Source organism: Paraburkholderia sp. 35.1, from assembly GCF_050436525.1.
GTDB lineage: Bacteria > Pseudomonadota > Gammaproteobacteria > Burkholderiales > Burkholderiaceae > Paraburkholderia > Paraburkholderia tuberum.
In genome coordinates this window covers 1,750,113-1,770,097 of record NZ_JBNDMJ010000002.1, presented here as the reverse complement: position 1 = coordinate 1,770,097, position 19,985 = coordinate 1,750,113, and the positions used below count along the sequence as shown (strand labels likewise).

Genomic DNA, 19,985 nt, shown 5'->3' with positions numbered 1-19,985 from the left:
AAAATCCGAACTGCCCTTGCTGAGCAAGGGCTTGGCGGCAATTGGATCATTGCACGGTAATGGTCGCCTTCATGTTCGGATGGATGCCGCAAAAGATCTTGTACACGCCCGGTTTATCGAATTTGAACTGATAGGTGTCGTCCTGATCGAGCGCGGCCGAGCGGAACAGGCCCGCGTCGTTGACCACGGAGTGCGGCTCGCCGTCGAGATTCTTCCATGTGACCGTCGTGCCCGCCTTGATGGTCAGTTCCTTCGGCGAGAACATGAAGTTCTTGATGACGATCGCGTTAGGCGTCGACGCGACGGTCTGTTTCTGCACCTGCATCGGCATCGTCGTTTGCGCAAAACCGAGCCCCGCCGACACCGCCGGAATCGCGACACTGCCGAGCAGAATCGCGAGCGCGCGGCCCATCATCCTGGTTAGCATCATTGATCTCCTCGAGCGTAAAAGTAGCGCGTGTCGTCAGGCGAGCGTCGTGTCGTCGAGCGTCGCCTTCAGCGGATGACGCGCGATGCTGACGCTCGTCACGCCGAGCATCTTCGGCAGCTGGTCGCTCGCGACCTTCAGCGGCCCAGGGCCATCGCCCTGGCCGGCGGTCGGCTGCGGATAGGCGGTCGAGCGCGCGGTATGGAACGTCACGTTGCCCTCGACCTTCGTCACGATCTGATGAATGTGGCCGTTCAACACCGTCACGGAACCGAAGCGCTTCAGATAGCTCATCGCCTGTCCCGCGTCGCCGGTGCCCCAGCCCCACGGCTCGTAGATGGTCCACATCGGCATGTGCGCGAACACCACGACCGGGGTGCTCGACGAGCGGCCTTTCAGATCGTTTTCGAGCCATTCGAGCTGCTCGTCGCCGAGACCGCCGAGGCCGTTCGGCTTGAAATGCATCACGTTGACGAGCCCGACGAAATGCACGCCCTGGTGATCGAAGCTGTAATAGCCGCGGTTATCCGAAGCCTTGCCGAAGCGGCTGAAGTACTCCGTGCCGGGGCCGTCGGTGACGTCATGCTCGCCGGGGACCGTGTGCACCTCGGTGATCTTCAGTCCCGACATCAGCTGCGCGGCCAGATCGAATTCCGCGGGCTTCGACAGATGCGTGATGTCGCCGGTGTGAATCGCGAGCGGCGGACGCGCCGGCATCGCGTTGACGTAATCGATCGTCTGTTTCAGCGTGCCCGCGACGTCGGGATTCGCCTCCTTGTTGAAGCCGATATGCGTGTCGCTGATCTGCAGGAAAAGCGGCGTGCCAGCCGCTGGCGTCGCGGTGTTCGCGTCGGCCGCGAGCGCGAGTTCGACCGGCGTCAGCACGCCGCCCGACAGCATGAACACGGTGCCGAGGCCACCGAACGCAAGACACTTCAGCGCGCCGCGACGCGCCGGATCGAATGAATGATGTGACGACATCATGACCTCACGATAAGGATTCGCCGAACCGAACCCGGTTCGTGAGGCATGACTGGCGTGTGGCCGGTTTTATTCCCGTGTCGTGCGGCGTTTGTGGGAGGCGGCACCTGTATGCGAATAGCAAGCGGCAAGTAATCGCCGTGGCGGATTGCGCACTGGATTGCGCATCACGTCAGCCGCCGACCGCCGCGATGATCCGCGCGCGCATCGCGTCGTCGGGTAGCGGTCCCGATCCGGCGCGCACGTTGTCCGCCATGTATTGCGGCCGCCCGGTGCCCGGAATCACGACCGTCACCGCCGGCTGCGCGAGCACGAATTTCAACAGAATCTGCGCCCAGCTCGTGCAGCCGATTTCGCCGGCCCATGCGGGCAACGGCATTTTCATCACGCGCGCGAGCAAGCCGCCGCCGCCGAACGGCTGATTGATCACGACGCCGATGCCGAGATCGGCCGCGAGCGGCAGGATGCGCTGCTCGGCCGCGCGATCGTCGGCGGCGTAGTTGATCTGCACGGAGTCGGGCTTCTCGCTGCGCATCACCGCCGCGACTTCGTCGAACGCGCTCGATGTGTAATGCGTGATGCCGAGATAGCGAATCCGGCCGCGCGCTTTCCAGTCGCGCAAGGTCGCGAGCTGCGTGCGCCAGTCGAGCAGATTGTGGATCTGCATCAGATCGACATGCGGCTGCTGAAAACGCCGCAGCGATTCCTCCATCTGCGCGATGCCGGCCTCGCGTCCCTCGGTCCAGACCTTGGTGGCGACGAACGCCTTGCGATGCGCGTCGAGCTGCGTGAGCAGCGCGCCCACGACCGCTTCCGACGAACCGTACATCGGCGAAGAATCGATCACCGAGCCGCCCGCTTCGAACAGGATGCGCAGCACCTCGGCGAGTTGGGCGCGGGCGGCGGCATCGTCGCCGACGTCGAAGGTGCGCCACGTGCCGCAGCCGATCACCGGCAGCGCTTCGCCGGTGGACGGGATCGCGCGGCGACTCATGCGGGGTAAGGCGGCACCGGATTGCGCGTGCGCCTCGGTTTGCGCGGACGTGACGCGCGACAGCGCAAGCGCTGCCGGCAGCCCGAGCGCCGTGCGCAGAAAGCGGCGGCGGTGATCGTGGTTCGACGAATGTGCCATAGCCTGTATGGTGCCCTCGTGCATGAAAGTTCGACCACCGTCCACGCTGGCGTGGCTGTCGTCGATGAATGCGTGCAGCCTGCGATCGCCGCGAGACGCTCGACGCGAGGGGCGCGGTCGTGCCAGGTGAAACAGAAGCAGCGTGACGCGTCGCGCTGCGCGCCTAGCGCGCTTTCTGCCGCAACGGCCTGAAGAACTTTCGAATCTCGGCCGCGAGCAACGCGGGCTTTTCCATCGCCGCGAAGTGCCCGCCGGCTGGCATTTCGCTCCACTGCGCGACGTTGAAGGTTCGTTCGAGCCAGCTGCGCGGCGGATGATTGATCTCCTTCGGAAACAGCGCGAAGCCGACTGGTGTGTCGATGCGCTCGCCGTCGGAGAAACGCATCGGCTGCAGGCGGTTTTCCCAATACATCTGCATCGCCGGGCCGATGCACTGCGTGAACCAGTACAGCGAGATATGGGTCAGCAGATCGTCTTTCGAGAACACGCTTTCCACCTCGCCGCCGCAATCGCTCCACGCGCGAAACTTCTCGCCGATCCATGCGGCGAGTCCCACCGGCGAATCGTTCAGCGACGCGGCGAGCGTCAGCGGTTTGGTGCCGTGCTGATGCGCGTAACCGCCTTCGAGTGCGGCCCAGTCGTTCTTCTCGCGCAGATAGTCCTGCTCGGCCGGCGTCAGCTCCCGCTGCGCCGCGCCGATCGCGGGCTCATAGGAACTCGGCAGGAAGTTCAGATGGATGCCGTCGACCACCCGCGGGTGATGCGCGGCCAACGCAATCGACACGCCCGCGCCAAGATCGCCGCCCTGCGCGCCGAAGCGCTCGTAGCCGAGTCCGCGCATCAGTAACACCCACAGGTCCGCGACCTGGAACGCGGACATGCCGGCCTGCGCGGGCGCAGGCGAAAACGCGAAGCCCGGCAGCGACGGCGCGACGACGTCGAAGGCGTCGGCGGGATCGGCGCCGAACGCGACCGGATCGCACAACTGATCGAGCAGCGCGTGAAACTCGAAGAAGGAACCGGGCCAGCCGTGCGTGATCACCAGCGGATAAGCCTGAAAGCCGGGCGCGACACTGGCGGCGCGCCGATGCGCGAAGTGCACGGTCTGGCCGTTCACGTCGGCGAGAAATTGCGGCAGCTGGTTCAACCTGCGTTCGGCCGCGCGCCAGTCGAATTGCCCGGCCCAATAGCTCGCGAGTTCGCGCAGCCAGGCCGGGTCGGCGCCCTGCTGCCAGGCGGGCGCGGGCGTCGTGGGCGCCCAGCGGGTGGCGTGGATGCGGCGGCGCAAATCGTCGATATCCTGATCGGCGATCGCAATCTCAAACGGGTCGATCTGCATGGGGGTCGTCCTGGGTCGTTGGCGGCTCACCGTCATCGTACGCGCGTGCGACGAAAGCTCGATAATGAGCGTCCCTTCCCTACGATTCATTCACCGAGCCACAGGAGATTGACGCGATGTCCGCTTACGAATCCAAGCTGCCGCGAGTGCTGCTGACGAACGACGACGGTATCGACGCGCCCGGCCTCGCCGTGCTCGAAGCCGTGGCCGCCGAGCTCGCGCACGAAGTCTGGGTGGTCGCGCCCGAGCACGACCAGAGCGGTACGTCGCATTCCATCAGCCTGCATTCACCGCTGCGCGTGAGCCGCCAGGGCGAACGCCGTTTCGGCGTAACCGGCACGCCCGGCGATTGCGTCGTGATGGGCGTGCGTCATCTGATGCGCGAGGCGCCGCCGTCGCTGGTGCTGTCCGGCGTCAATCGCGGCGGCAACCTCGGCATCGAAACGATGTTCTCGGGCACGGTCGGCGCGGCGATGACGGGTCTGCTGCTCGGGCTGCCGTCGTTCGCGCTGAGCCAGGCGTTCAGCGATCGCGAGCGCGTGCGCTGGGACACCGCGCGCACGCTCGCACCCGGCGTGATCCGTCAATTGCTCGCGATCGAGCATGCGGCGCCGACCTGCCTGAACATCAACTTCCCCGACGTCGATGCCGCCGACGCCGGTCCGCTGACGCCGACGCGCCAGGGCGTCGGGCTCGTCAGGGACATCGAGGTGCTGCCGGAAGTCGACCCGCGCGGCATCGCGTATCACTGGCTGCGCTTCGATCGTGGCCCGCGCGAGAACGATGCCGACAGCGAAACGGCAACCGTCGCGGCGGGGCGCGTATCGGTCACGCCGCTTGCGTTCGATCGCACCGACGAAGCCACCTTCGCGCGGCTCGCCGCGTCGTTGATCTAACGGTTGCCGGGGACGCAGCGCGAGGCCCGCTTCAGTGCGCCCCAGGTCCCGATGGCTCGGGTCTGCCGAACGCGGGCATCGTGCCGTTCTCACGCGCGCGCACGAGTTCGGCCTCTACTTCGGCGCGGGTTTTGGGGCCGTTGCTGGCGACCGCCTGAGTTGCGGACTGGCTGGTCAGCCCCGCGCGCGGCATCGACCATGGCGACTCGACGCCTTGCGTTGCATATTGCGGCAACGGCCGCGCCTCTGGCACGACGCTGGCCGCTTTCTTCCCAGACCGCTCGGCAGTAGAACTTTTCCGGTGGCTGCCGCCCCGCGCATGACTACCCGATGTCGTCGCGACACTTTGCGCTGAGCGAGGTTTCGTCGTGGTACCCGACGCAACGCGGCTATGGTGTGCGTGCCCGGTCTTTGCCGTGGGTGGCGCCTGGGTCCGGTTCGAAGTCACCGCAGGCTGCGGCGGCAAACTCGTCTGCTGCGGGTGCGGCTGCTGCTGTTGCTGCGCCTTGTTCGACTCCCGCGCGAACTGTAGCGCGGCGATGGCCAGAGCATCGCCCGCCTGCGCTCCAATCGACGCGGCCGGCTGAGCCCGCAAGGCGGCCACGTCGTCGCGCAGCGCATGGCGGCGCGTTGCCGGCGCGACCGTCGCCGCGCCGGGCCGGCCTTCGCTCTGCCCCGCCGCCGCCGCCGTCGCGCTGACACCCCGTCCGCCGTCGGCGACGAGACTCACGTCCCGACCGGACGACCAGTCGTTGTCCAGCTGCGACACATAGGCCCCAATCGTCACCGCGCCGAAGACGAGGCCCATCAACACGATCATTCTCGGTTCGCTATACAAGGCACGCTCCCCATTCCAACCGATCGACCGACCCATTAGTCGAAGTGTGGGCGATCCGAATGACAGTGTTTTCCTTTTTAGCCCCAACAACCGACGAATCGGCGGATCTGGTCGGGGATGTGTCCGAAACCGACGGGTATTCTTCCGTTCAAACGCGCGCTTTAATCGGAGTCCCAAGCGGTTCTTCCGGCGCCGCCTTCGACCCTGTTTTCAGCGACGCAAGCGCAGCGCCGGATTCGCTGGTGACGTCGAGCTGATAGGGATGGTCGTGGCGGGCGGCGCGGTGGGGTTGAAACCGCGCCGCCGCGCCGGCTTTTAGCAAGCCGAGTGTTAATCCTTCAAACTAAAAACCCGTTTTAATGCCGCTTCAACTCGCACAAATTTCCCGATTATCCGCAAGCGGCAAGAAGTTACCGGTCTTGCCATCGAGCGCAAGCATTTCACCGCTTTCGATATTGAAGATCCAGCCATGCAGCCGCAGCGTCTTGTTCACGAGTCCGACCGCTACCGACGGATGCGTGCGGATGTTGCTGAGCTGCGCGATCACGTTGTCCTTGACCAGCGCCTCGAGACGCTCCGCATCCGAGCAGTAGTGGCGCGACGCGTTGATCGCCTTCGCCGCATCCGCGTGACGCAGCCAGCTCGCGACCGCCGGCATGTGCTCCAGATTCGTGCAGCTCGAGATCGCCGTCATCGCGCCGCAGTTCGAATGGCCGCAGATCACGATGTCGGTCACGCCGAGCACGGCAATCGCATATTCGACGGTCGCCGACACGCCGCCCGGCTCCGGACCGTACGACGGCACGATGTTGCCCGCGTTGCGGATCACGAACAGCGACCCCGGTTCGGTCTGCGTCAGCAGTTCCGGCACCACGCGGCTGTCCGAACAGGTCACGAAGAGCGTGCTGGGATTCTGCGCGGTCGACAAACGCTTGAAGAGTGCGCTTTGCTGTGGAAAGACCTCGCGTTGAAAGCGGATCAGACCTTCGATGATTTCCTGCACGATATTCTCCAGAGAATCGAAGAGACGGATTTAAAGTTGCCGCGACTATACCGCAGCCTTTCAATCGTCGCGCGAATCACCGTGCTAATCGTCGGACGCTCCTGCGGCGAACTGCCAGCGAAATAATGGAATGCTTGCACGCGCCATAAAAAAAGACCCGGCTGCCGGCAGCCGGGTCCAACTCTCTCGCTCACACGCGTTAAACGGTGTGTGCGTCGATACTGTAGCCGCGCCGACGTCGCGTATATAGTCGCCGCGATGGAAGAGTCCTTACCACCGCGGCACGAATCGCTTGACCCGATACAAGCATGCGGGTCGCTCAATCGAAGTCGCGCGTCTCGAGCTCCACGGACCGTCCCCCGTTGCGTTCGAGCACCCGCCGCGTAGCATTTTCAATGCGGGCGCGGTTCGCCTCGAACGCTCCCACCAGATCGTGAGCCGACGGGGCGCCGTTGCCGAGGCTGCCATTGCCGAAATGGTCATTGAGCGCGTCGAGCGACACGCTGCACCATACGTCCTTCCCGTCCACATTGGCCTCGTAGGCGACGCGCGCAGCAGCCACCACTTCCCGGCGTCCGGTGAATTCGATCCTCATGATTGTCCTCCGTGTGTCAAAGGGAAATCCGAATACGCAACGGTCGTGCCCAATCCGGCCGGCTCGCCGGCTGCCCGGGCGCGAGCGCGCATTCTCCGCAAGGTGCATACTCCTGACCGGCCGCCGCGCGCGGCCGCGCCGATGCGTCGCAGCAAGGCCTCCTCCGGGCCGTCGACGCATTCAACATATCGATACTACGCCCTTCATGTCCCGCAATACTCAATCTTCACGCCCGCTCGTGATCGCCGCCGTGATGGCCTCGATGGCGATGGTCGCGATCGAAGCGACCATCGTGTCGACCGCGATGCCGCAGATCGTCTCGCAACTCGGCGACCTGCATTTATACAGTTGGGTGTTCTCGTCGTTCCTGCTCACGCAGACCGCGATGACCGTGGTGTTCGGCAAGCTCGCCGACCTCTATGGGCGCAAGCCCGTGATCCTCGCGGGCATCGCGATCTTTCTCGTCGGCTCGGTGCTCGCCGGCTTCGCGTGGTCAATGCCGGCGATGATCGTGTTCCGCCTGATCCAGGGGATCGGCGCGGGCGCGATCCAGCCGGTCACGCTGACCGTCGTCGCCGATCTGTACCCGGCGCGCGAACGCGGCAAGGTGCAGGGTTATCTCGCGAGCGTGTGGGCGATTTCGGCGGTCGTGGGTCCGATGGTCGGCGGCTTCATCATTCACAACCTGTCGTGGGCGTGGATCTTCTGGATGAACGTGCCGATCGGGCTTGCGTCGGCGGCGGGCTTCATCGCGTTCCTGCGCGAATCGGAACGGCACGCGCGGCCGTCCATCGACTTCGCCGGCGCCGCGCTGTTCATGGCCGCGATCGCAGCGCTGATGATGACGCTGACCTACGCCGGCGACGACGCGTTGGCGCCAGCCTCGTTCGCAGGCGGCGTCTTCGTGCTGTGCGTGCTGCTGTTCGTGCTGCAGGAGCGTCGCGCGGCCGAACCGATGATCTCGTTCGCGCTATGGAGCCGCCGCCCGATCGCCGCATGCAACAGCGCGACGGTGCTGGCCGGCATGATCCTGATGGGCGCGACCACGTTCCTGCCGATGTACGTGCAGGGCGTGCTGCATCGTTCGCCCGTGGTGGCCGGCCTCGCGCTGACGATGATGATGGTCGGCTGGCCCACCGGCGCGACGTTCGCGGCGAAGTCGTTTCACCGGCTCGGTTTGCGGCGCATCCTGATCTGCGGCAGCGCGTTCGTGCCGCTCGGCGCGGTGCTGCTGCTGTTGCTGTCGCCGGGCGCGTCGCCGCTCGTCGCCGGGTTCGCGTCGCTGATCATGGGCTTTGGCATGGGGACGTCGAGCGTCAGTTCGCTCGTGCTGATCCAGGAGATCGTCAGGATGGACGAACGCGGCAGCGCGACCGCGTCGAACCTGTTTTCGCGCAATCTCGGCAGCACGCTCGGCGCGACGCTGTTCGGCGCGGTGCTGAACTTCGGGCTCAGTCATTCGCAGGGCGTCGCGACGGTCACGTCGGATCAGTTGAAGGCGCTGCTGCAGAACCGCGCCGCCGATCTCGGCGACAGCGATCTGGTCCGGCTCGTGCTGCACCAGTCGCTGCATCTGACCTTCGTGTCGATGTTCGTGATCGCGCTATTCGTGGTCGCGCTGCTCGCGCTGGTCCCAACGATCCGATTCGGCGACGACAAGCCGGCACCACTCAAGGCCTTGTCGCCGCTCGAGGACTGAGTCGCGCGGCGTCGCGAACCACGTGCGTTCGCGAGCGCTATGAGCCGCCCGCCGGCAGCGTCGCCGCGAAGAAATCACGCACCTGGGCCGCGGTTCGCGCATGAATCGCGGCGCGATCGACACCCGGCCCGTCCTTGCAGATCGGCGCCAGACGCTCCATCGCCTCGGGCTCGCACACATCCATGAACGTATAGTGCGAGGCGCCCGGCACCATCGTCACCGTCGCTTGCGGCATGAAGCCCGCGATGCGGTGAATGTTGGTGTTGACTGGCGCGGTCGTGTCCGCCTCGCCCGCCAGCAGCGCGACCGGAATCGTCACTTCCTTGAACGACGAACTGTTGAATGCCTCGCCGAGCGCGGGTGCGATCGCGAACGCGGCTTTGACGCGCGGATCGCGATACGAGTCGCCCGAGCGCGCGCGCGATGCGTTCGTTTCCGCCGATAGCCCCTCGACCGTCAGCGCCGGCGCGCCCGGCGCGTGCGCGAGATTGGCGGCTTCGGGCGGCGAGCAGATCGCATCGGCTTCGGGCGACGTGCAGAAGCGCTCCAGCGCCGCGCGATCGGTCCGTGCGCCCGCGACTTCGAGCACCGTATAGCCGCCGAGCGAAAAGCCCAGCGCGCCGATCCGCGTCGTGTCGACGCGCGGACCGAAACGCGGGTCCGCGAGCACCCCGTCGAGCACTTCGCTCAAATCGGTCGCGCGCTCCCACCAGAGGATGAAGCCGTCGCGCGTGCGCGGCTCCAGCGCGTTGTTACCCGGATGATTGACGCCCGCGACGATATAACCCTGCGCGGCCAGCGAGGCCGCGAGCCAGTCGAGACTGTCCGCGCTGCCGCCGGTGCCGTGCGATAGCAGCAGCAACGGGTATTTGGGCTGCGCGGCGGACAGCGGGGCATCGGCGGCGGCCGCGTGGCCGACGAACATCGGATGGCCCGGCGCGCCGATATCGTGAGGCGTTTCGGGTTGCGCCGCATCGGCCGGGTACCAGATACGCGTGATCAGCGCCTGCGTTTGCGCGCCGCGCCAGTTGCGGGCCACGGCGGGGTGAAATACGCGGCTCGTTTCGCCGACATGCCAGCCGGCGGAGGCGGTTTGCGCGATGGCGTTCGCCGGCAACGACGCCCACATCGCGCCGGACAGCGCCGCGGTCAACGACACCACCACCGCGCTCGACAGCGCGGCACAACCTCGACGCATCATGGTTAGTGCTCGCAAATGGGGATCAGCAGATCGGTGACGCAGGGATGTTGCGCGCCGCGATCGGGCGTGCTTCGATACAGTTCCAGTCCCGGCCGCTGATCGCGCCGGTAGCCGCTGCGCGGCAGCCAGCCGCTGTACAGCGCCCTGAAAGTGGGCGAGATCAGCGCATAAGGGCCGACGAGGCGGTGCACCGCATACAGCCCGCCTGCGAGCCGCAGCGGCTCGATGCCCGGCGGCGGCCCGACAACACGCGGGCGTTGCGCGGCTTCGTCGAGCCGCTCCATCGCACCGCTCAACGCCGCCTGCGAGCCCGCGACAATTGCCGCGTGATAGCAAAACCCGCCGGCCATCGACGGATCGCGCGCGCAAATGCCGACGCGCTGTTGCAACAGCGGGTTCTCGTCACAGCGCAGCGTCGTCATCAGCGTGTGGAAGGTCTGGCCGATCGTCGCGACCGGGCCGTCATGGCGAAGGCATAGCACGTCGAGCGGCGCGAGCTCGGTGACTTCGACGCACGGCAGCGCAGGCGTGCTTCGGCTTTCGGTGCTTTCGTCACGGTTATCGTCGACGCCATCGTGAATGCGGGCGCCGTCGCCGTCGCCATCGCCGTCGCCTCGCTGCGCGATGCGCGCTTGCGCCGTTCGCAGGGTCCGCGCCGAAGCTGTCGAAACCGCCGGATTCGCCACCAGATGCCGCTGCCGGGTCCTGAATTCGCTCGGCGACACACCGGTGAAATCGCGAAACGCGCGCGCGAATGCTTGGGGACTGTCGTAGCCGGCGTCGTGCGCGACCGCGGTGACCTGCGCGGCGTCGGTCAATCGCTGGGCCGCCTCGGCGAGCCGCAGACGCTTGACGGTGTCGCCAACGCTCTCGCCCATCAACGCGCGATAAATCCGGTGGAAGTGATACGGCGACATATGCGCGACGGCCGCGAGGCTGTCGAGCGTGTGTCGCGCGCCGGGCTCGACCAGAATGGCCTCGACCACGCGAGCGATCCGTCGACGGTAATCACGTTCGGTGCTGGGCTTCATCATGGCGCCACGATAGCGGTCTGCGCGCCGCGAGGCGGTGCAGAACTTGCGGATTTTCGCGTTTTGCCAGCAGACGGGCGGCCAGGCTCGCGCGCTGCGTCACATTATGATCGACAACCCAAGCGGCTTCCTGACGCCAGAACGGCTTTCACGGCGCCGTCAACTGCCCTTCGTATACAGCGTCGAATCGGCGAATCCTTCGGCGGCCAGCACCTGGCCGACCAGAATCAGCGCGGTGCGCTCGATCGCGCTGCCCTGCACCTTCGCGACGATATCGTCGAGCGTGCCAGTGATCTTTTCCTCGTCGGGCCAGCTCGCGCGATAGATCACCGCAATCGGACACACGCCGCCGTAATGCGGCCGCAACTCATCGACGATGCGCGCGAGATGCCGCACGCCGAGGTGAATCGCCAGCGTCGCGCGATGCCGCGCGAGATCGCCCAACTGCTCGCCTTCGGGCATCGACGTTTTGCTCGCGTAGCGCGTGAGGATCAGCGTCTGCGACACGCCGGGCAGGGTCAACTCGCAGCCGAGCGCCGCCGCGCATGCGGCCGTCGCGGTCACGCCGGGCACGATTTCGTAAGGAATGGCCAGCTCGCGCAAACGGCGGATCTGCTCGCCGATCGCACCGTACAGCGACGGATCGCCCGAATGCACGCGCGCGACATGCTGGCCCTTCGCGTGCGCCGCCGCGAGCAGCGCGACGATCTGGTCGAGATCGAGCTCCGCGGTGTTGATCACCTGTTGCGCGCTATGACCTTCGAGCACCGCGGCCGGCACCAGCGACCCCGCATACAGGATCACCGGACAACTGCGCACGAGACGCTGCCCTTTGACCGTGATCAGTTCCGGGTCGCCCGGACCAGCGCCGATAAAAAACACTGTCATTCAGTACTCCAATTATTTGCTCACTTACCCGAATCCGCATTCGCCTGCGCGGGCAACGCATCGAGAAGATCGGCAACGCCGGCGAACTCGCGATCGACCTCGGGCAACACCGGCCGTCGCAGCATGATCACCGGCAAGCCGCGCTCGCGCGCGACCTCGAGCTTCGCCTCGGTCGCGGCGCCGCCGCTGTTCTTGCTGACGACGACGTCGAACGCCTGCAGCGCGAACAGCGCGCGTTCGCCGTCGAGCGTGAACGGTCCGCGCGCCGCGAGGACGCGCGAGCGCGCGGTGTCCGGATGCGAGTCGAGCACGCGCACGGTCCAGAATTGATGCGGCGCAATCTCGTCGAGATGCGCGAGCGGTTCGCGCCCGAGCGTGAAAAGCGGCCGCCTGAACGGCGCGAGCGTGTCGATCAGTTCGTTCCAGTCATCGACCATGCGCCAGTCGTCGCCAGCTTGCGGCTGCCACGCTGGACGCCGCAGCGCCCAGCACGGCAGCTTCGCCACGCGGCACGCGTCGACGGCATTCGCGCTGATCCGCGCCGCATACGGATGCGTCGCGTCGATCACGAGGCCGATCGCTTCGCTCGCGAGGTAACGCGCCAGACCCGCGCTGCCGCCGAAACCGCCGACGCGCACCGCGCACTTCAAGTCGTCGGGGACCTTGCCGAGTCCCGCGAGACTGTACACATGCGCGGGACCGAGTCGGCGCGCGATCTTCAGCGCGTCGCCGGTGCCGCCGAGCAGCAGGATGCGCGTCATCGCGCGACTCCGACGATGTTGCCCTGCCGGTCGATCGCGAAGATTTCGACGCTGACCTGCGGCGGCACGATATCGCGAGCAACGGCCAACGCGTGCTGACAGACGATATCGCCGAGCGGCACCTGCCGCGCGTGAGCAAGCGCGAGCGCCTGCTGGCTCGTGTTGGCCGCGCGCATCGCCGCTTGCAGCGCGGCGTCGGCGCCATGCGCGGCAGCCCAGCCGGCGAGTTGTTCGAGATCGATGCTGGAGTTGCGGCTATGCAGATCGAGATGGCCGGCCGCGAGCTTGCTGAGCTTGCCGAAGCCGCCGCAAATGCTCAGTTGCTCGACCGGCGCGCGCTTCACATGCTTGAGCACCGCGCCGACAAAATCGCCCATTTCGATCAGCGCGATATCGGGCAGGCCGTAGTGCGCGCGCATCGCGTCCTCGCTCGCGTTGCCGGTGCAGGCGGCCACATGCGTATAGCCGTTCGCGCGCGCGACGTCGATGCCCTGATGGATCGACGCGATGTATGCCGAGCACGAAAACGGCCGCACGATGCCGGTGGTGCCGAGTATCGATAGCCCACCGACAATCCCGAGTCGCGGGTTCATCGTTTTCAGCGCGAGCGCTTCGCCGCCTTCGACGCCGACCGTCACTTCGAAGCCACCGCGATACGCATGGCGCGCGGCGAGTTCGTCGAGGTGCTGCGTGATCATCTGGCGCGGGACCGGATTGATCGCCGGTTCGCCGACCGGCAGCGTGAGCCCCGCGCGTGTGACCGTGCCGACGCCCGGCCCCGCGCGAAAGATCACACCGGGCCCGGGCACGAGGCGCACGCGCGCGAACACGAGCGCGCCGTGGGTCACGTCGGGATCGTCGCCGGCATCCTTGATCGTGCCGGCTTCGGCGATCCGCTCGCCGTCCAGCGCGGCAAGGCGGCAGAACGTGAGCCGCATCGGCACATGCTGGCCCTTCGGCAACACGATCTCCGCGACCTCGCTGAGCTCGCCCGCCAGCAGTAGACGAGCGGCCGCGAGCGACGTCGCGGTTGCGCAACTGCCGGTCGTATAGCCGCTGCGCAGCGGCGCCGGCTGCTCGGGAGTCTCGTCGCGCATCACGAATCGGCCGATGGTTTGGCGGGTTTGGTCACATCGAGCAGGGTGATCGGCAACGCCTGGCGCCACGTATCGAAGCCGCCGAGCGGTTGCGCGTGAGCGAGTCCGATGCGCGTCAGCGTACCGCCATGCCGCTCGCGCCATGCGGCGAGCACCGCCTCGCCTTGCAGCGTCACCGCGTTCGCGACGAGCCGGCCGCCGTCGCGCAGTTGTGTCCAACAGGTGTCGAGCACGTCGGGCTCCGTCACCCCACCGCCGATGAACACCGCGTGCGGCGCCGGCAGTCCCCGCAACGCGTCGGGCGCGCGGCCGGCCACGAGTTGCAGCCCGGGCACGCCCAAAGCATCGCGATTCTGTTCGACGAAGCGCTGCCGCGCTTCATTCGCTTCGATCGCGATCGCGCGACACGTGGGATGCGCGCGCATCCATTCGATTCCGATCGAACCGCTGCCCGCGCCGACGTCCCACAGCAACTCGCCGGGCGCGGGCGCGAGGCGCGCGAGCGTGATGACGCGCACGTCGCGCTTGGTCAACTGGCCGTCGTGGATAAAGGCGTCGTCGGGCAAACCGCAGGTCAGCGGCAGACGCGGCGCATGCGCCGACGCGCGGCACTCGAGCGCGATCAGATTGAGCGCGGCCATCTCGCCGGCCGGCCATTGATCCGCGCGGCCATCGACCCGCCGTTCGCGTGCACCGCCCAGATGTTCGAGCACGGTCATGGCAGTCGCGCCGAAACCGCGCGCATCGAGCGAGGCCGCCAGTGCCGCGGGCGTGCGCCCGTCCGCGCTCAGCACGAACAGGCGCGCGCCGTCACGCAGATGCGCAATCAGCGCGGCAAGCGGTCGGCCGACCAGCGAGACGGTCGCGACATCCTGCAACGGCCAGCCGAGCCGTGCGGCCGCGAGCGACAACGACGACGGCGCCGGCAGCACGCGCAACTCGCCGGCCGGCAACTGCCGCGCGAGCGTCGCGCCGACGCCGAACAGCATCGGGTCGCCGCTCGCGAGCACGCACACCGCGTGCGGACGCTCGGCGAGCAACGGCGCGAGATCGAACGGACGCGGCCACGCGGCACGGCGCGCCGCGAGCCGTGCGGGCAGCATCGCCAGATGGCGCTCGCCGCCGTACACGACCGACGCGCCCAGCAACGCACGCCGCGCGGGCCGCCCCAAACCGGCGAAGCCGTCGTCGCCAATGCCCACTACGGTCAGCCATGCCGGCATGCATCCATCCTCATCGGTTGCGTCGATTCTTTAGCGATTACACCGGCTCACGCATGCGGCTTTGCGCAGGCTCGGAGCGCGGGTTGCGAAAGTCGGCATGATACCGCCGCCATGCGGCCCGCGGGTTCGCGGCGGAGCGCCATGCCGCCGGGATCACCGGCATCGCGCGATGGCCGGCAAACAGGCGCTGCGGCCACAGCGTAAAGATATAATGGCCGCTTTCATTGCCTACGGTCAGCCCGAAGCGCCTTTCGGCCGCACAGTTCACGCCGGCCCTCGTCGGGCAGCATGCAGCGAGGCCGCAGCCATGCCGTCGCGCGACGCTAAACCCGGTGCCCCTTTGAATCGAGCTTCGCCTCCCACCGTTTCGTCCCACGCGGTCACGACACCGCGGTCCTCGGCATGTCCGGGGTTGCTGCGCATCGTCCCCGCGCGCGACGGCGGCATCTGCCGCATCAAACTGCCCGGCGGCGTGCTGAGCGCGGCGCAGGCACGCGCGATCGCCGATGCCAGCACGCGGCACGCGAACGGCGTCGCCGAGCTGACCAATCGCGCGAATCTGCAACTGCGCGGCGTGCGTAACGGACACGAAGCGGCGTTGAGCGCGGCGCTGATCGGCGCGGGGCTTGGACCGGCCGGCGCGCTCAGTTGCGCCGACGACGTCCGCAACGTGATGATCAGCCCCGCCGCCGGCCGCGATCCGCACGCGCTGATCGACACGACGCCGCTGTGCGGAGAACTGCTGACGCTGCTGCAAGGCGATGCGCGCTTGGTAGCGTTGTCGCCGAAATTCGCGCTGCTGCTCGACGGCGGCGAACAGCTTGCGCGGGTCGATCATCCGCATGACGTGTGGCTCGCGGCGTCGGCTGACGAAGAAGGCGTGCGCTTCGTGTTCGGCCTCGCGGGGTGCCCGGCTCCGGCAGGCGAAAACTCGAACCGGCGCGACCATCGCGATTCCAACGGCACGGGCGCGCTCGCGGCGGTGCCGCCGTCGCGCGTGCCCGCGCTCCTGCGCGCGTTGCTGCACACGTTCCTCGACCTCGCCGCAGCCGACGCGACCCGCATGCGCGACCTGCTCGCCACGCATTGCGCCGACGCGCTGCTGCGGCACGCGCAGCGCTACGTCGATTTCCCGCTCGCGCGCGACGCATCGCTGAGCCACTGGCAACGGCACATCGCCGCCGACCCATCGCTGCGGCTCGGCGCGCACGCGCAGCGCGGCGACGGCACGTCGCATGTCGGCGCCCAACCACCGCTCGGCCGGATCGATGCGGCCACGCTGCGCGCCCTGGCTGCGCTCGCGCAAAAACACGGCAACGGCAGGCTGCACGCGACGCCATGGCAAAGCGTGCTGCTGCCCGACATCGCGACGACGGCGGTGCCCGCCGTGCTCGCGAAGCTGATCGCACTCGGTCTCGCGTGCGATCCCGCGCAGGCCATCACGCACGTGATCGCCTGCGCCGGTTCGGCCGGCTGCGCGAAGGGCCTCGCCGACACCAAGACTGATGCGCTGCAACTCGCCGAGCGCTTACCCGCCGGCGTCGACGTGCATCTGACGGGCTGTCCGCGCTCCTGCGCGGCCGCGCATCGCGCGCCCTACACGCTGCTCGCCGCCGCGCGCGGCCTCTACGACCTTTATCGACGCGACGGCCGCCCCGGCTTCGGCCAATGCGTCGCGCCCCAACTGACGATCGACGAGGCCGCCGCGCTGCTCGCGCGCCTCGCCCGGAGTACTCCACATGCTTGATTACATTCGCGACGGTCAGGAGATCTATCGCCAATCGTTCGCGACGATCCGCGCGGAGGCCGACCTCGCGCGCATCCCCGCCGACCTCGAAAAGCTCGCGGTGCGCGTGATCCACGCGTGCGGCATGGTCGACGTGATCGACGACCTCGCGTTCTCCGACTGCGCCGGCAGCGCGGGCCGCCGCGCGCTCGCGCAAGGCGCGCCGATCCTGTGCGATGCGGGCATGGTCGCGCAAGGCATCACCCGCGCGCGGCTGGCCGCGAACAACGAAGTGATCTGCACGCTCACGCACCCGGACGTGCCCGCGCTCGCGCGCGAAATCGGCAACACGCGCTCGGCCGCCGCGCTCGAATTGTGGCGCCCGCATCTGGCGGGCAGCGTCGTCGTGATCGGCAATGCGCCGACCGCGCTGTTTCATCTGCTCGACATGCTCGATGCCGGCGCGCAGAAGCCGGCGCTGATTCTCGGCTTTCCGGTCGGCTTCGTCGGCGCGGCGGAATCGAAAGCGGCACTCGCGCAAAACAGCCGCGGCGTCCCCTATGTGGTCGTGCACGGACGGCGCGGCGGCAGCGCGATGGCCGCCGCCGCGGTCAACGCGCTTGCGACGGAGGTCGAATAAATGGCGAGCCAGCTAACGAGTCGCGGACGGCTGTACGGCATCGGCGTCGGTCCCGGTGACCCGGAATTGCTGACGTTGAAGGCACTGCGGCTGCTCAAAGCGGCGCCGGTGGTCGCGTATTTCGTCGCGAAGGGCAAGAAGGGCAACGCGTTCGGCATCATCGAGGCGCATCTGCACGACGCGCAGCAGCATCTGCCGCTCGTCTATCCGGTCACCACCGAAGCACTCGAACCGCCGCTGTCGTACGAAGCGATCATCGCGGACTTCTATGACACCGCCGCCGAAATCGTCGCGGGCCATCTCGACGCGAGCCGCGACGTCGCGGTGATCTGCGAAGGCGATCCGTTCTTCTATGGCTCGTACATGTATCTGCACGACCGGCTCGCGGCGCGCTACGACAGTGAGGTAGTGCCCGGCGTGTGCTCGATGCTCGGCGGCGCGGCGGTGCTCGGCGCGCCGCTCGTGTATCGCAACCAGAGCTTGTCGGTGCTGTCGGGCGTGCTGCCTGAAGATGAATTGCGCCGCCGTCTGGCCGACGCCGACGCGGCGGTCATCATGAAACTCGGCCGCAATTTCGACAAGGTACGGCGCGTGCTCGACGAACTCGGACTCGCGCAGCGCGCGCTGTACGTCGAACGCGCGACGATGCGAAATCAGCGCATCGTGCCGCTCGCGGAAGTCGATCCGATGGCGTCGCCGTATTTCTCACTGCTGGTCGTGCCGGGGCAAAAATGGCAAGGATGAACGCGCCCGCCATCGTGATTCTCGGCACGGGCGCGCTAGCGACCGCGCGGCGGATTCAGGCGTCGTATGTCGAGCGTGGCGCGCAAGCCGCGGCCGGCGTTGCCACGGACTGCCAGGTCCATGCGCTGCAGGGGCGCGTCGACGCCGACGTCTCGTACAGCGAACTCGGCGCGCATCTGCGCGAGCTGTATGCGCGCGGCACGCCGATCGTCGCGCTGTGCGCGGCCGGCATCGTGATTCGCTGCCTCGCGCCGCTGCTGTCGAACAAAGGCGCCGAGCCGCCGGTCCTCGCGGTCGCCGAGGACGGCAGCGCGGTCGTGCCGCTGCTCGGCGGCCTCGCGGGCGTCAACGTGATGGCGCGCGACATCGCCGCAACGTTGGCCGTACAGCCCGCGATCACGACGAGCGGCGAGCTGCGTTTCGGCACCTGCGTGCTCAATCCGCCTGTTGGCTATTCGCTCGCCGACCTAGGTCAGGGCAAGCGCTTCGTGTCGGATCTGCTCGCGGGCGAAAGCACGCGCATCGAAGGCGACGCGCCGTGGCTCGACGACGCGCAACTGCCGCGCTCGGCGTCGGCGCGTCTCGCGATTCGCGTGACGCCGCGCGCGTGGGATGGGCGTGAAGACGAGCTCGTGATTCATCCGCGCAGTGTGGTGGCGGCTGTCGCCAGCGACGATGCCGATGCCGCCGACGCGATCGTCGCACGCGTGCGCGCGGCACTGAACGCGCAGGGTCTCGCGATGCTTTCGCTTGCGGCCTTGCTCGCGCCATCGACGAGCATGGCCGACCCGGCGCTCGCGCAAGCGGCAACGCTTCTCGAGGTGCCGCTGCGCTTCGCCGATGCAAGCGCCGAACCGGGCGAATCGAGTGCCGCAAGGTTGCTGCATACCGCGCTACGTGTCCCCCACGAAACGCTGCACGACGACGCACACCCCGGCGTCGCGCTCGCCCTCTCCCCGCTCGCCATCGACCCCGCGACGCTCGGCCGTGCCCGCGGCCGTCTGACCGTGATCGGCCTCGGCCCCGGCCGGGCCGAGCTGATGGTTCCGGCCGCGCGCACCGCGTTGAACGAAGCGACCGACATCCTCGGCTACGACACCTACGTGAAAATGGCCGGCCCGCTGCGCGCCGCTCAGCGCGTGCACGGCTCCGACAATCGCGAGGAAATGCAGCGCGCGCGGCACGCGTTCGAGCTCGCGAGCGAAGGCCGCTCGGTCGTGATGGTGTCGTCGGGCGACCCCGGCGTGTTCGCGATGGCGGCCGCCGTGCTCGAAGCGCTCGAAGCTTCCCGGAACGACGCATGGGCGGCCGTCGAACTATCGATCGTGCCGGGCGTGTCGGCCGCGCTCGCGACCGCCGCGCAGGCCGGCGCGCCGCTCGGCCACGACTTCTGCATGCTGTCGCTGTCGGACAACCTGAAGCCGTGGACGATCATCGAAACCCGCCTGCGCCATGCGGCGCAAGCCGATCTCGTGATGGCGTTCTACAACCCGATTTCGCGCGCGCGTCCGTGGCAACTCGACAAGGCACTCGACATCGTGCGGGAGTATCGCGTGCCATCGACCCAGGTGGTGCTGGGTCGCGATATCGGCCGGCCCGGCGGCACGCTGCGCACGCTGACGCTCGGCGAGCTTCGCTCGGCCGATGTGGATATGCGCACGATGGTGATCGTCGGGTCGTCGCTGACGAGAAGATTCGCTTGCGGTCATCACGGCGCGCAGTGGGTGTACACGCCGCGGTGGTACGAGTAAGCGGACCGTACCG

At 67.6% G+C, this 19,985-nt stretch carries 20 protein-coding genes; 6 read left to right on the top strand and 14 right to left on the bottom strand.

From position 1 onward, the window contains the following. Positions 1-46 precede the first annotated feature (46 nt). From OKW27_RS14140 to OKW27_RS14125, 4 genes are all read right to left on the bottom strand, one after another. Entirely contained in the window at positions 47-427 is a 381-nt protein-coding gene (locus OKW27_RS14140; RefSeq protein ID WP_429334597.1) for a cupredoxin domain-containing protein, read from the bottom strand. A gap of 36 nt (positions 428-463) precedes the next feature. Further along, positions 464-1,408: a metallophosphoesterase family protein gene (locus OKW27_RS14135; protein ID WP_429334596.1), complete on the bottom strand. Its 945-nt coding sequence runs from the start codon at positions 1,406-1,408 to the stop codon at positions 464-466. Between the two features lie 172 nt (positions 1,409-1,580). Next, positions 1,581-2,540, bottom strand: coding sequence for an aldo/keto reductase (locus OKW27_RS14130; RefSeq protein WP_429333847.1), 960 nt, complete (start codon positions 2,538-2,540; stop codon positions 1,581-1,583). Positions 2,541-2,703: 163 nt separating this feature from the next. Continuing rightward, positions 2,704-3,879, bottom strand: coding sequence for an epoxide hydrolase family protein (locus OKW27_RS14125; RefSeq protein WP_429333846.1), 1,176 nt, complete (start codon positions 3,877-3,879; stop codon positions 2,704-2,706). Positions 3,880-3,995: 116 nt separating this feature from the next. Between OKW27_RS14125 and surE the strand changes: the two genes are divergently transcribed. Further along, positions 3,996-4,775: a 5'/3'-nucleotidase SurE gene (surE, locus tag OKW27_RS14120; protein ID WP_090809866.1), complete on the top strand. Its 780-nt coding sequence runs from the start codon at positions 3,996-3,998 to the stop codon at positions 4,773-4,775. 31 nt (positions 4,776-4,806) lie between these two features. On the opposite strand, the gene OKW27_RS14115 is transcribed toward surE, so the two are convergent. From OKW27_RS14115 to OKW27_RS14100, 4 genes are all read right to left on the bottom strand, one after another. Then, positions 4,807-5,595, bottom strand: a complete 789-nt coding sequence (locus tag OKW27_RS14115; RefSeq protein WP_429333845.1) for a DUF4148 domain-containing protein — start codon at positions 5,593-5,595, stop codon at positions 4,807-4,809. A gap of 166 nt (positions 5,596-5,761) precedes the next feature. Continuing rightward, a complete protein-coding gene (locus tag OKW27_RS14110; RefSeq protein ID WP_167368763.1) occupies positions 5,762-5,935 on the bottom strand; it encodes a hypothetical protein in 174 nt (57 codons plus the stop codon). A gap of 45 nt (positions 5,936-5,980) precedes the next feature. Further along, on the bottom strand, positions 5,981-6,616 hold the full coding sequence (locus OKW27_RS14105; RefSeq protein ID WP_090809864.1) for a carbonic anhydrase: 636 nt from the start codon (positions 6,614-6,616) through the stop codon (positions 5,981-5,983). A 319-nt stretch (positions 6,617-6,935) separates the two neighbouring features. Beyond that, positions 6,936-7,211 carry a DUF1488 domain-containing protein gene (locus OKW27_RS14100; protein WP_008923225.1) on the bottom strand — a complete coding sequence of 92 codons (276 nt, stop codon included), beginning with the start codon at positions 7,209-7,211 and terminating at the stop codon, positions 6,936-6,938. Between OKW27_RS14100 and OKW27_RS14095 the strand changes: the two genes are divergently transcribed. Continuing rightward, complete coding sequence (locus OKW27_RS14095) at positions 7,210-8,910, top strand: MDR family MFS transporter (RefSeq protein WP_429333844.1); 1,701 nt, start codon at positions 7,210-7,212, stop codon at positions 8,908-8,910. The genes OKW27_RS14100 and OKW27_RS14095 overlap by 2 nt on opposite strands. 37 nt (positions 8,911-8,947) lie before the next feature. Here the strand turns inward: OKW27_RS14095 and OKW27_RS14090 are convergent, their stop codons facing one another. From OKW27_RS14090 to cbiE, 6 genes are all read right to left on the bottom strand, one after another. Beyond that, positions 8,948-10,111 (bottom strand): alpha/beta hydrolase family protein, encoded by a 1,164-nt coding sequence (locus OKW27_RS14090; protein WP_429333843.1) that lies wholly within the window; start codon positions 10,109-10,111, stop codon positions 8,948-8,950. A gap of 2 nt (positions 10,112-10,113) precedes the next feature. After that, a complete protein-coding gene (locus tag OKW27_RS14085) occupies positions 10,114-11,145 on the bottom strand; it encodes an AraC family transcriptional regulator (protein WP_429333842.1) in 1,032 nt (343 codons plus the stop codon). Between the two features lie 156 nt (positions 11,146-11,301). Further along, complete coding sequence (gene cobM / locus OKW27_RS14080) at positions 11,302-12,030, bottom strand: precorrin-4 C(11)-methyltransferase (RefSeq protein ID WP_429333841.1); 729 nt, start codon at positions 12,028-12,030, stop codon at positions 11,302-11,304. Between the two features lie 20 nt (positions 12,031-12,050). Next, on the bottom strand, positions 12,051-12,791 hold the full coding sequence (locus tag OKW27_RS14075) for a cobalt-precorrin-6A reductase (protein WP_429333840.1): 741 nt from the start codon (positions 12,789-12,791) through the stop codon (positions 12,051-12,053). Then, positions 12,788-13,888, bottom strand: coding sequence for a cobalt-precorrin-5B (C(1))-methyltransferase (locus OKW27_RS14070; protein ID WP_429333839.1), 1,101 nt, complete (start codon positions 13,886-13,888; stop codon positions 12,788-12,790). Before OKW27_RS14070 ends, OKW27_RS14075 begins: the two co-directional genes overlap by 4 nt. Continuing rightward, a complete protein-coding gene (gene cbiE / locus OKW27_RS14065; protein ID WP_429333838.1) occupies positions 13,888-15,111 on the bottom strand; it encodes a precorrin-6y C5,15-methyltransferase (decarboxylating) subunit CbiE in 1,224 nt (407 codons plus the stop codon). Before cbiE ends, OKW27_RS14070 begins: the two co-directional genes overlap by 1 nt. Positions 15,112-15,418: 307 nt before the next feature. Between cbiE and cobG the strand changes: the two genes are divergently transcribed. Genes cobG through cobJ form a run of 4 tightly spaced genes read left to right on the top strand, consistent with a single transcriptional unit; the run spans position 15,419 to position 19,972 of the window. Then, entirely contained in the window at positions 15,419-16,858 is a 1,440-nt protein-coding gene (gene cobG, locus OKW27_RS14060; RefSeq protein WP_429333837.1) for a precorrin-3B synthase, read from the top strand. Continuing rightward, positions 16,851-17,477 carry a precorrin-8X methylmutase gene (locus OKW27_RS14055; RefSeq protein ID WP_429333836.1) on the top strand — a complete coding sequence of 209 codons (627 nt, stop codon included), beginning with the start codon at positions 16,851-16,853 and terminating at the stop codon, positions 17,475-17,477. The genes cobG and OKW27_RS14055 overlap by 8 nt, the downstream gene beginning before the upstream one ends. Next, positions 17,478-18,221, top strand: coding sequence for a precorrin-2 C(20)-methyltransferase (locus OKW27_RS14050; RefSeq protein ID WP_429333835.1), 744 nt, complete (start codon positions 17,478-17,480; stop codon positions 18,219-18,221). Then, the gene (gene cobJ / locus OKW27_RS14045; RefSeq protein WP_429334595.1) at positions 18,218-19,972 is read left to right on the top strand and encodes a precorrin-3B C(17)-methyltransferase; all 1,755 of its coding nucleotides are present in this window, start codon (positions 18,218-18,220) and stop codon (positions 19,970-19,972) included. The genes OKW27_RS14050 and cobJ overlap by 4 nt, the downstream gene beginning before the upstream one ends. Positions 19,973-19,985: the final 13 nt, after the last annotated feature.

Bases quoted from the DNA above. Each gene is read 5' to 3' on its own strand.
- OKW27_RS14075 (WP_429333840.1), bottom strand. From the start codon at position 12,791: ATGACGCGCATCCTGCTGCTCGGCGGCACCGGCGACGCGCTGAAGATC.
- OKW27_RS14140 (WP_429334597.1), bottom strand. From the start codon at position 427: ATGCTAACCAGGATGATGGGCCGCGCGCTCGCGATTCTGCTCGGCAGT.
- OKW27_RS14050 (WP_429333835.1), top strand. From the start codon at position 17,478: ATGGCGAGCCAGCTAACGAGTCGCGGACGGCTGTACGGCATCGGCGTC.
- cobJ (WP_429334595.1), top strand. From the start codon at position 18,218: ATGAACGCGCCCGCCATCGTGATTCTCGGCACGGGCGCGCTAGCGACC.
- OKW27_RS14090 (WP_429333843.1), bottom strand. From the start codon at position 10,111: ATGATGCGTCGAGGTTGTGCCGCGCTGTCGAGCGCGGTGGTGGTGTCG.
- cobG (WP_429333837.1), top strand. From the start codon at position 15,419: ATGCCGTCGCGCGACGCTAAACCCGGTGCCCCTTTGAATCGAGCTTCG.
- OKW27_RS14100 (WP_008923225.1), bottom strand. From the start codon at position 7,211: ATGAGGATCGAATTCACCGGACGCCGGGAAGTGGTGGCTGCTGCGCGC.
- OKW27_RS14055 (WP_429333836.1), top strand. From the start codon at position 16,851: ATGCTTGATTACATTCGCGACGGTCAGGAGATCTATCGCCAATCGTTC.
- surE (WP_090809866.1), top strand. From the start codon at position 3,996: ATGTCCGCTTACGAATCCAAGCTGCCGCGAGTGCTGCTGACGAACGAC.
- OKW27_RS14135 (WP_429334596.1), bottom strand. From the start codon at position 1,408: ATGTCGTCACATCATTCATTCGATCCGGCGCGTCGCGGCGCGCTGAAG.
- OKW27_RS14125 (WP_429333846.1), bottom strand. From the start codon at position 3,879: ATGCAGATCGACCCGTTTGAGATTGCGATCGCCGATCAGGATATCGAC.
- cbiE (WP_429333838.1), bottom strand. From the start codon at position 15,111: ATGCCGGCATGGCTGACCGTAGTGGGCATTGGCGACGACGGCTTCGCC.
- OKW27_RS14115 (WP_429333845.1), bottom strand. From the start codon at position 5,595: ATGATCGTGTTGATGGGCCTCGTCTTCGGCGCGGTGACGATTGGGGCC.
- cobM (WP_429333841.1), bottom strand. From the start codon at position 12,030: ATGACAGTGTTTTTTATCGGCGCTGGTCCGGGCGACCCGGAACTGATC.
- OKW27_RS14130 (WP_429333847.1), bottom strand. From the start codon at position 2,540: ATGGCACATTCGTCGAACCACGATCACCGCCGCCGCTTTCTGCGCACG.
- OKW27_RS14095 (WP_429333844.1), top strand. From the start codon at position 7,210: ATGATTGTCCTCCGTGTGTCAAAGGGAAATCCGAATACGCAACGGTCG.
- OKW27_RS14085 (WP_429333842.1), bottom strand. From the start codon at position 11,145: ATGATGAAGCCCAGCACCGAACGTGATTACCGTCGACGGATCGCTCGC.
- OKW27_RS14070 (WP_429333839.1), bottom strand. From the start codon at position 13,888: ATGCGCGACGAGACTCCCGAGCAGCCGGCGCCGCTGCGCAGCGGCTAT.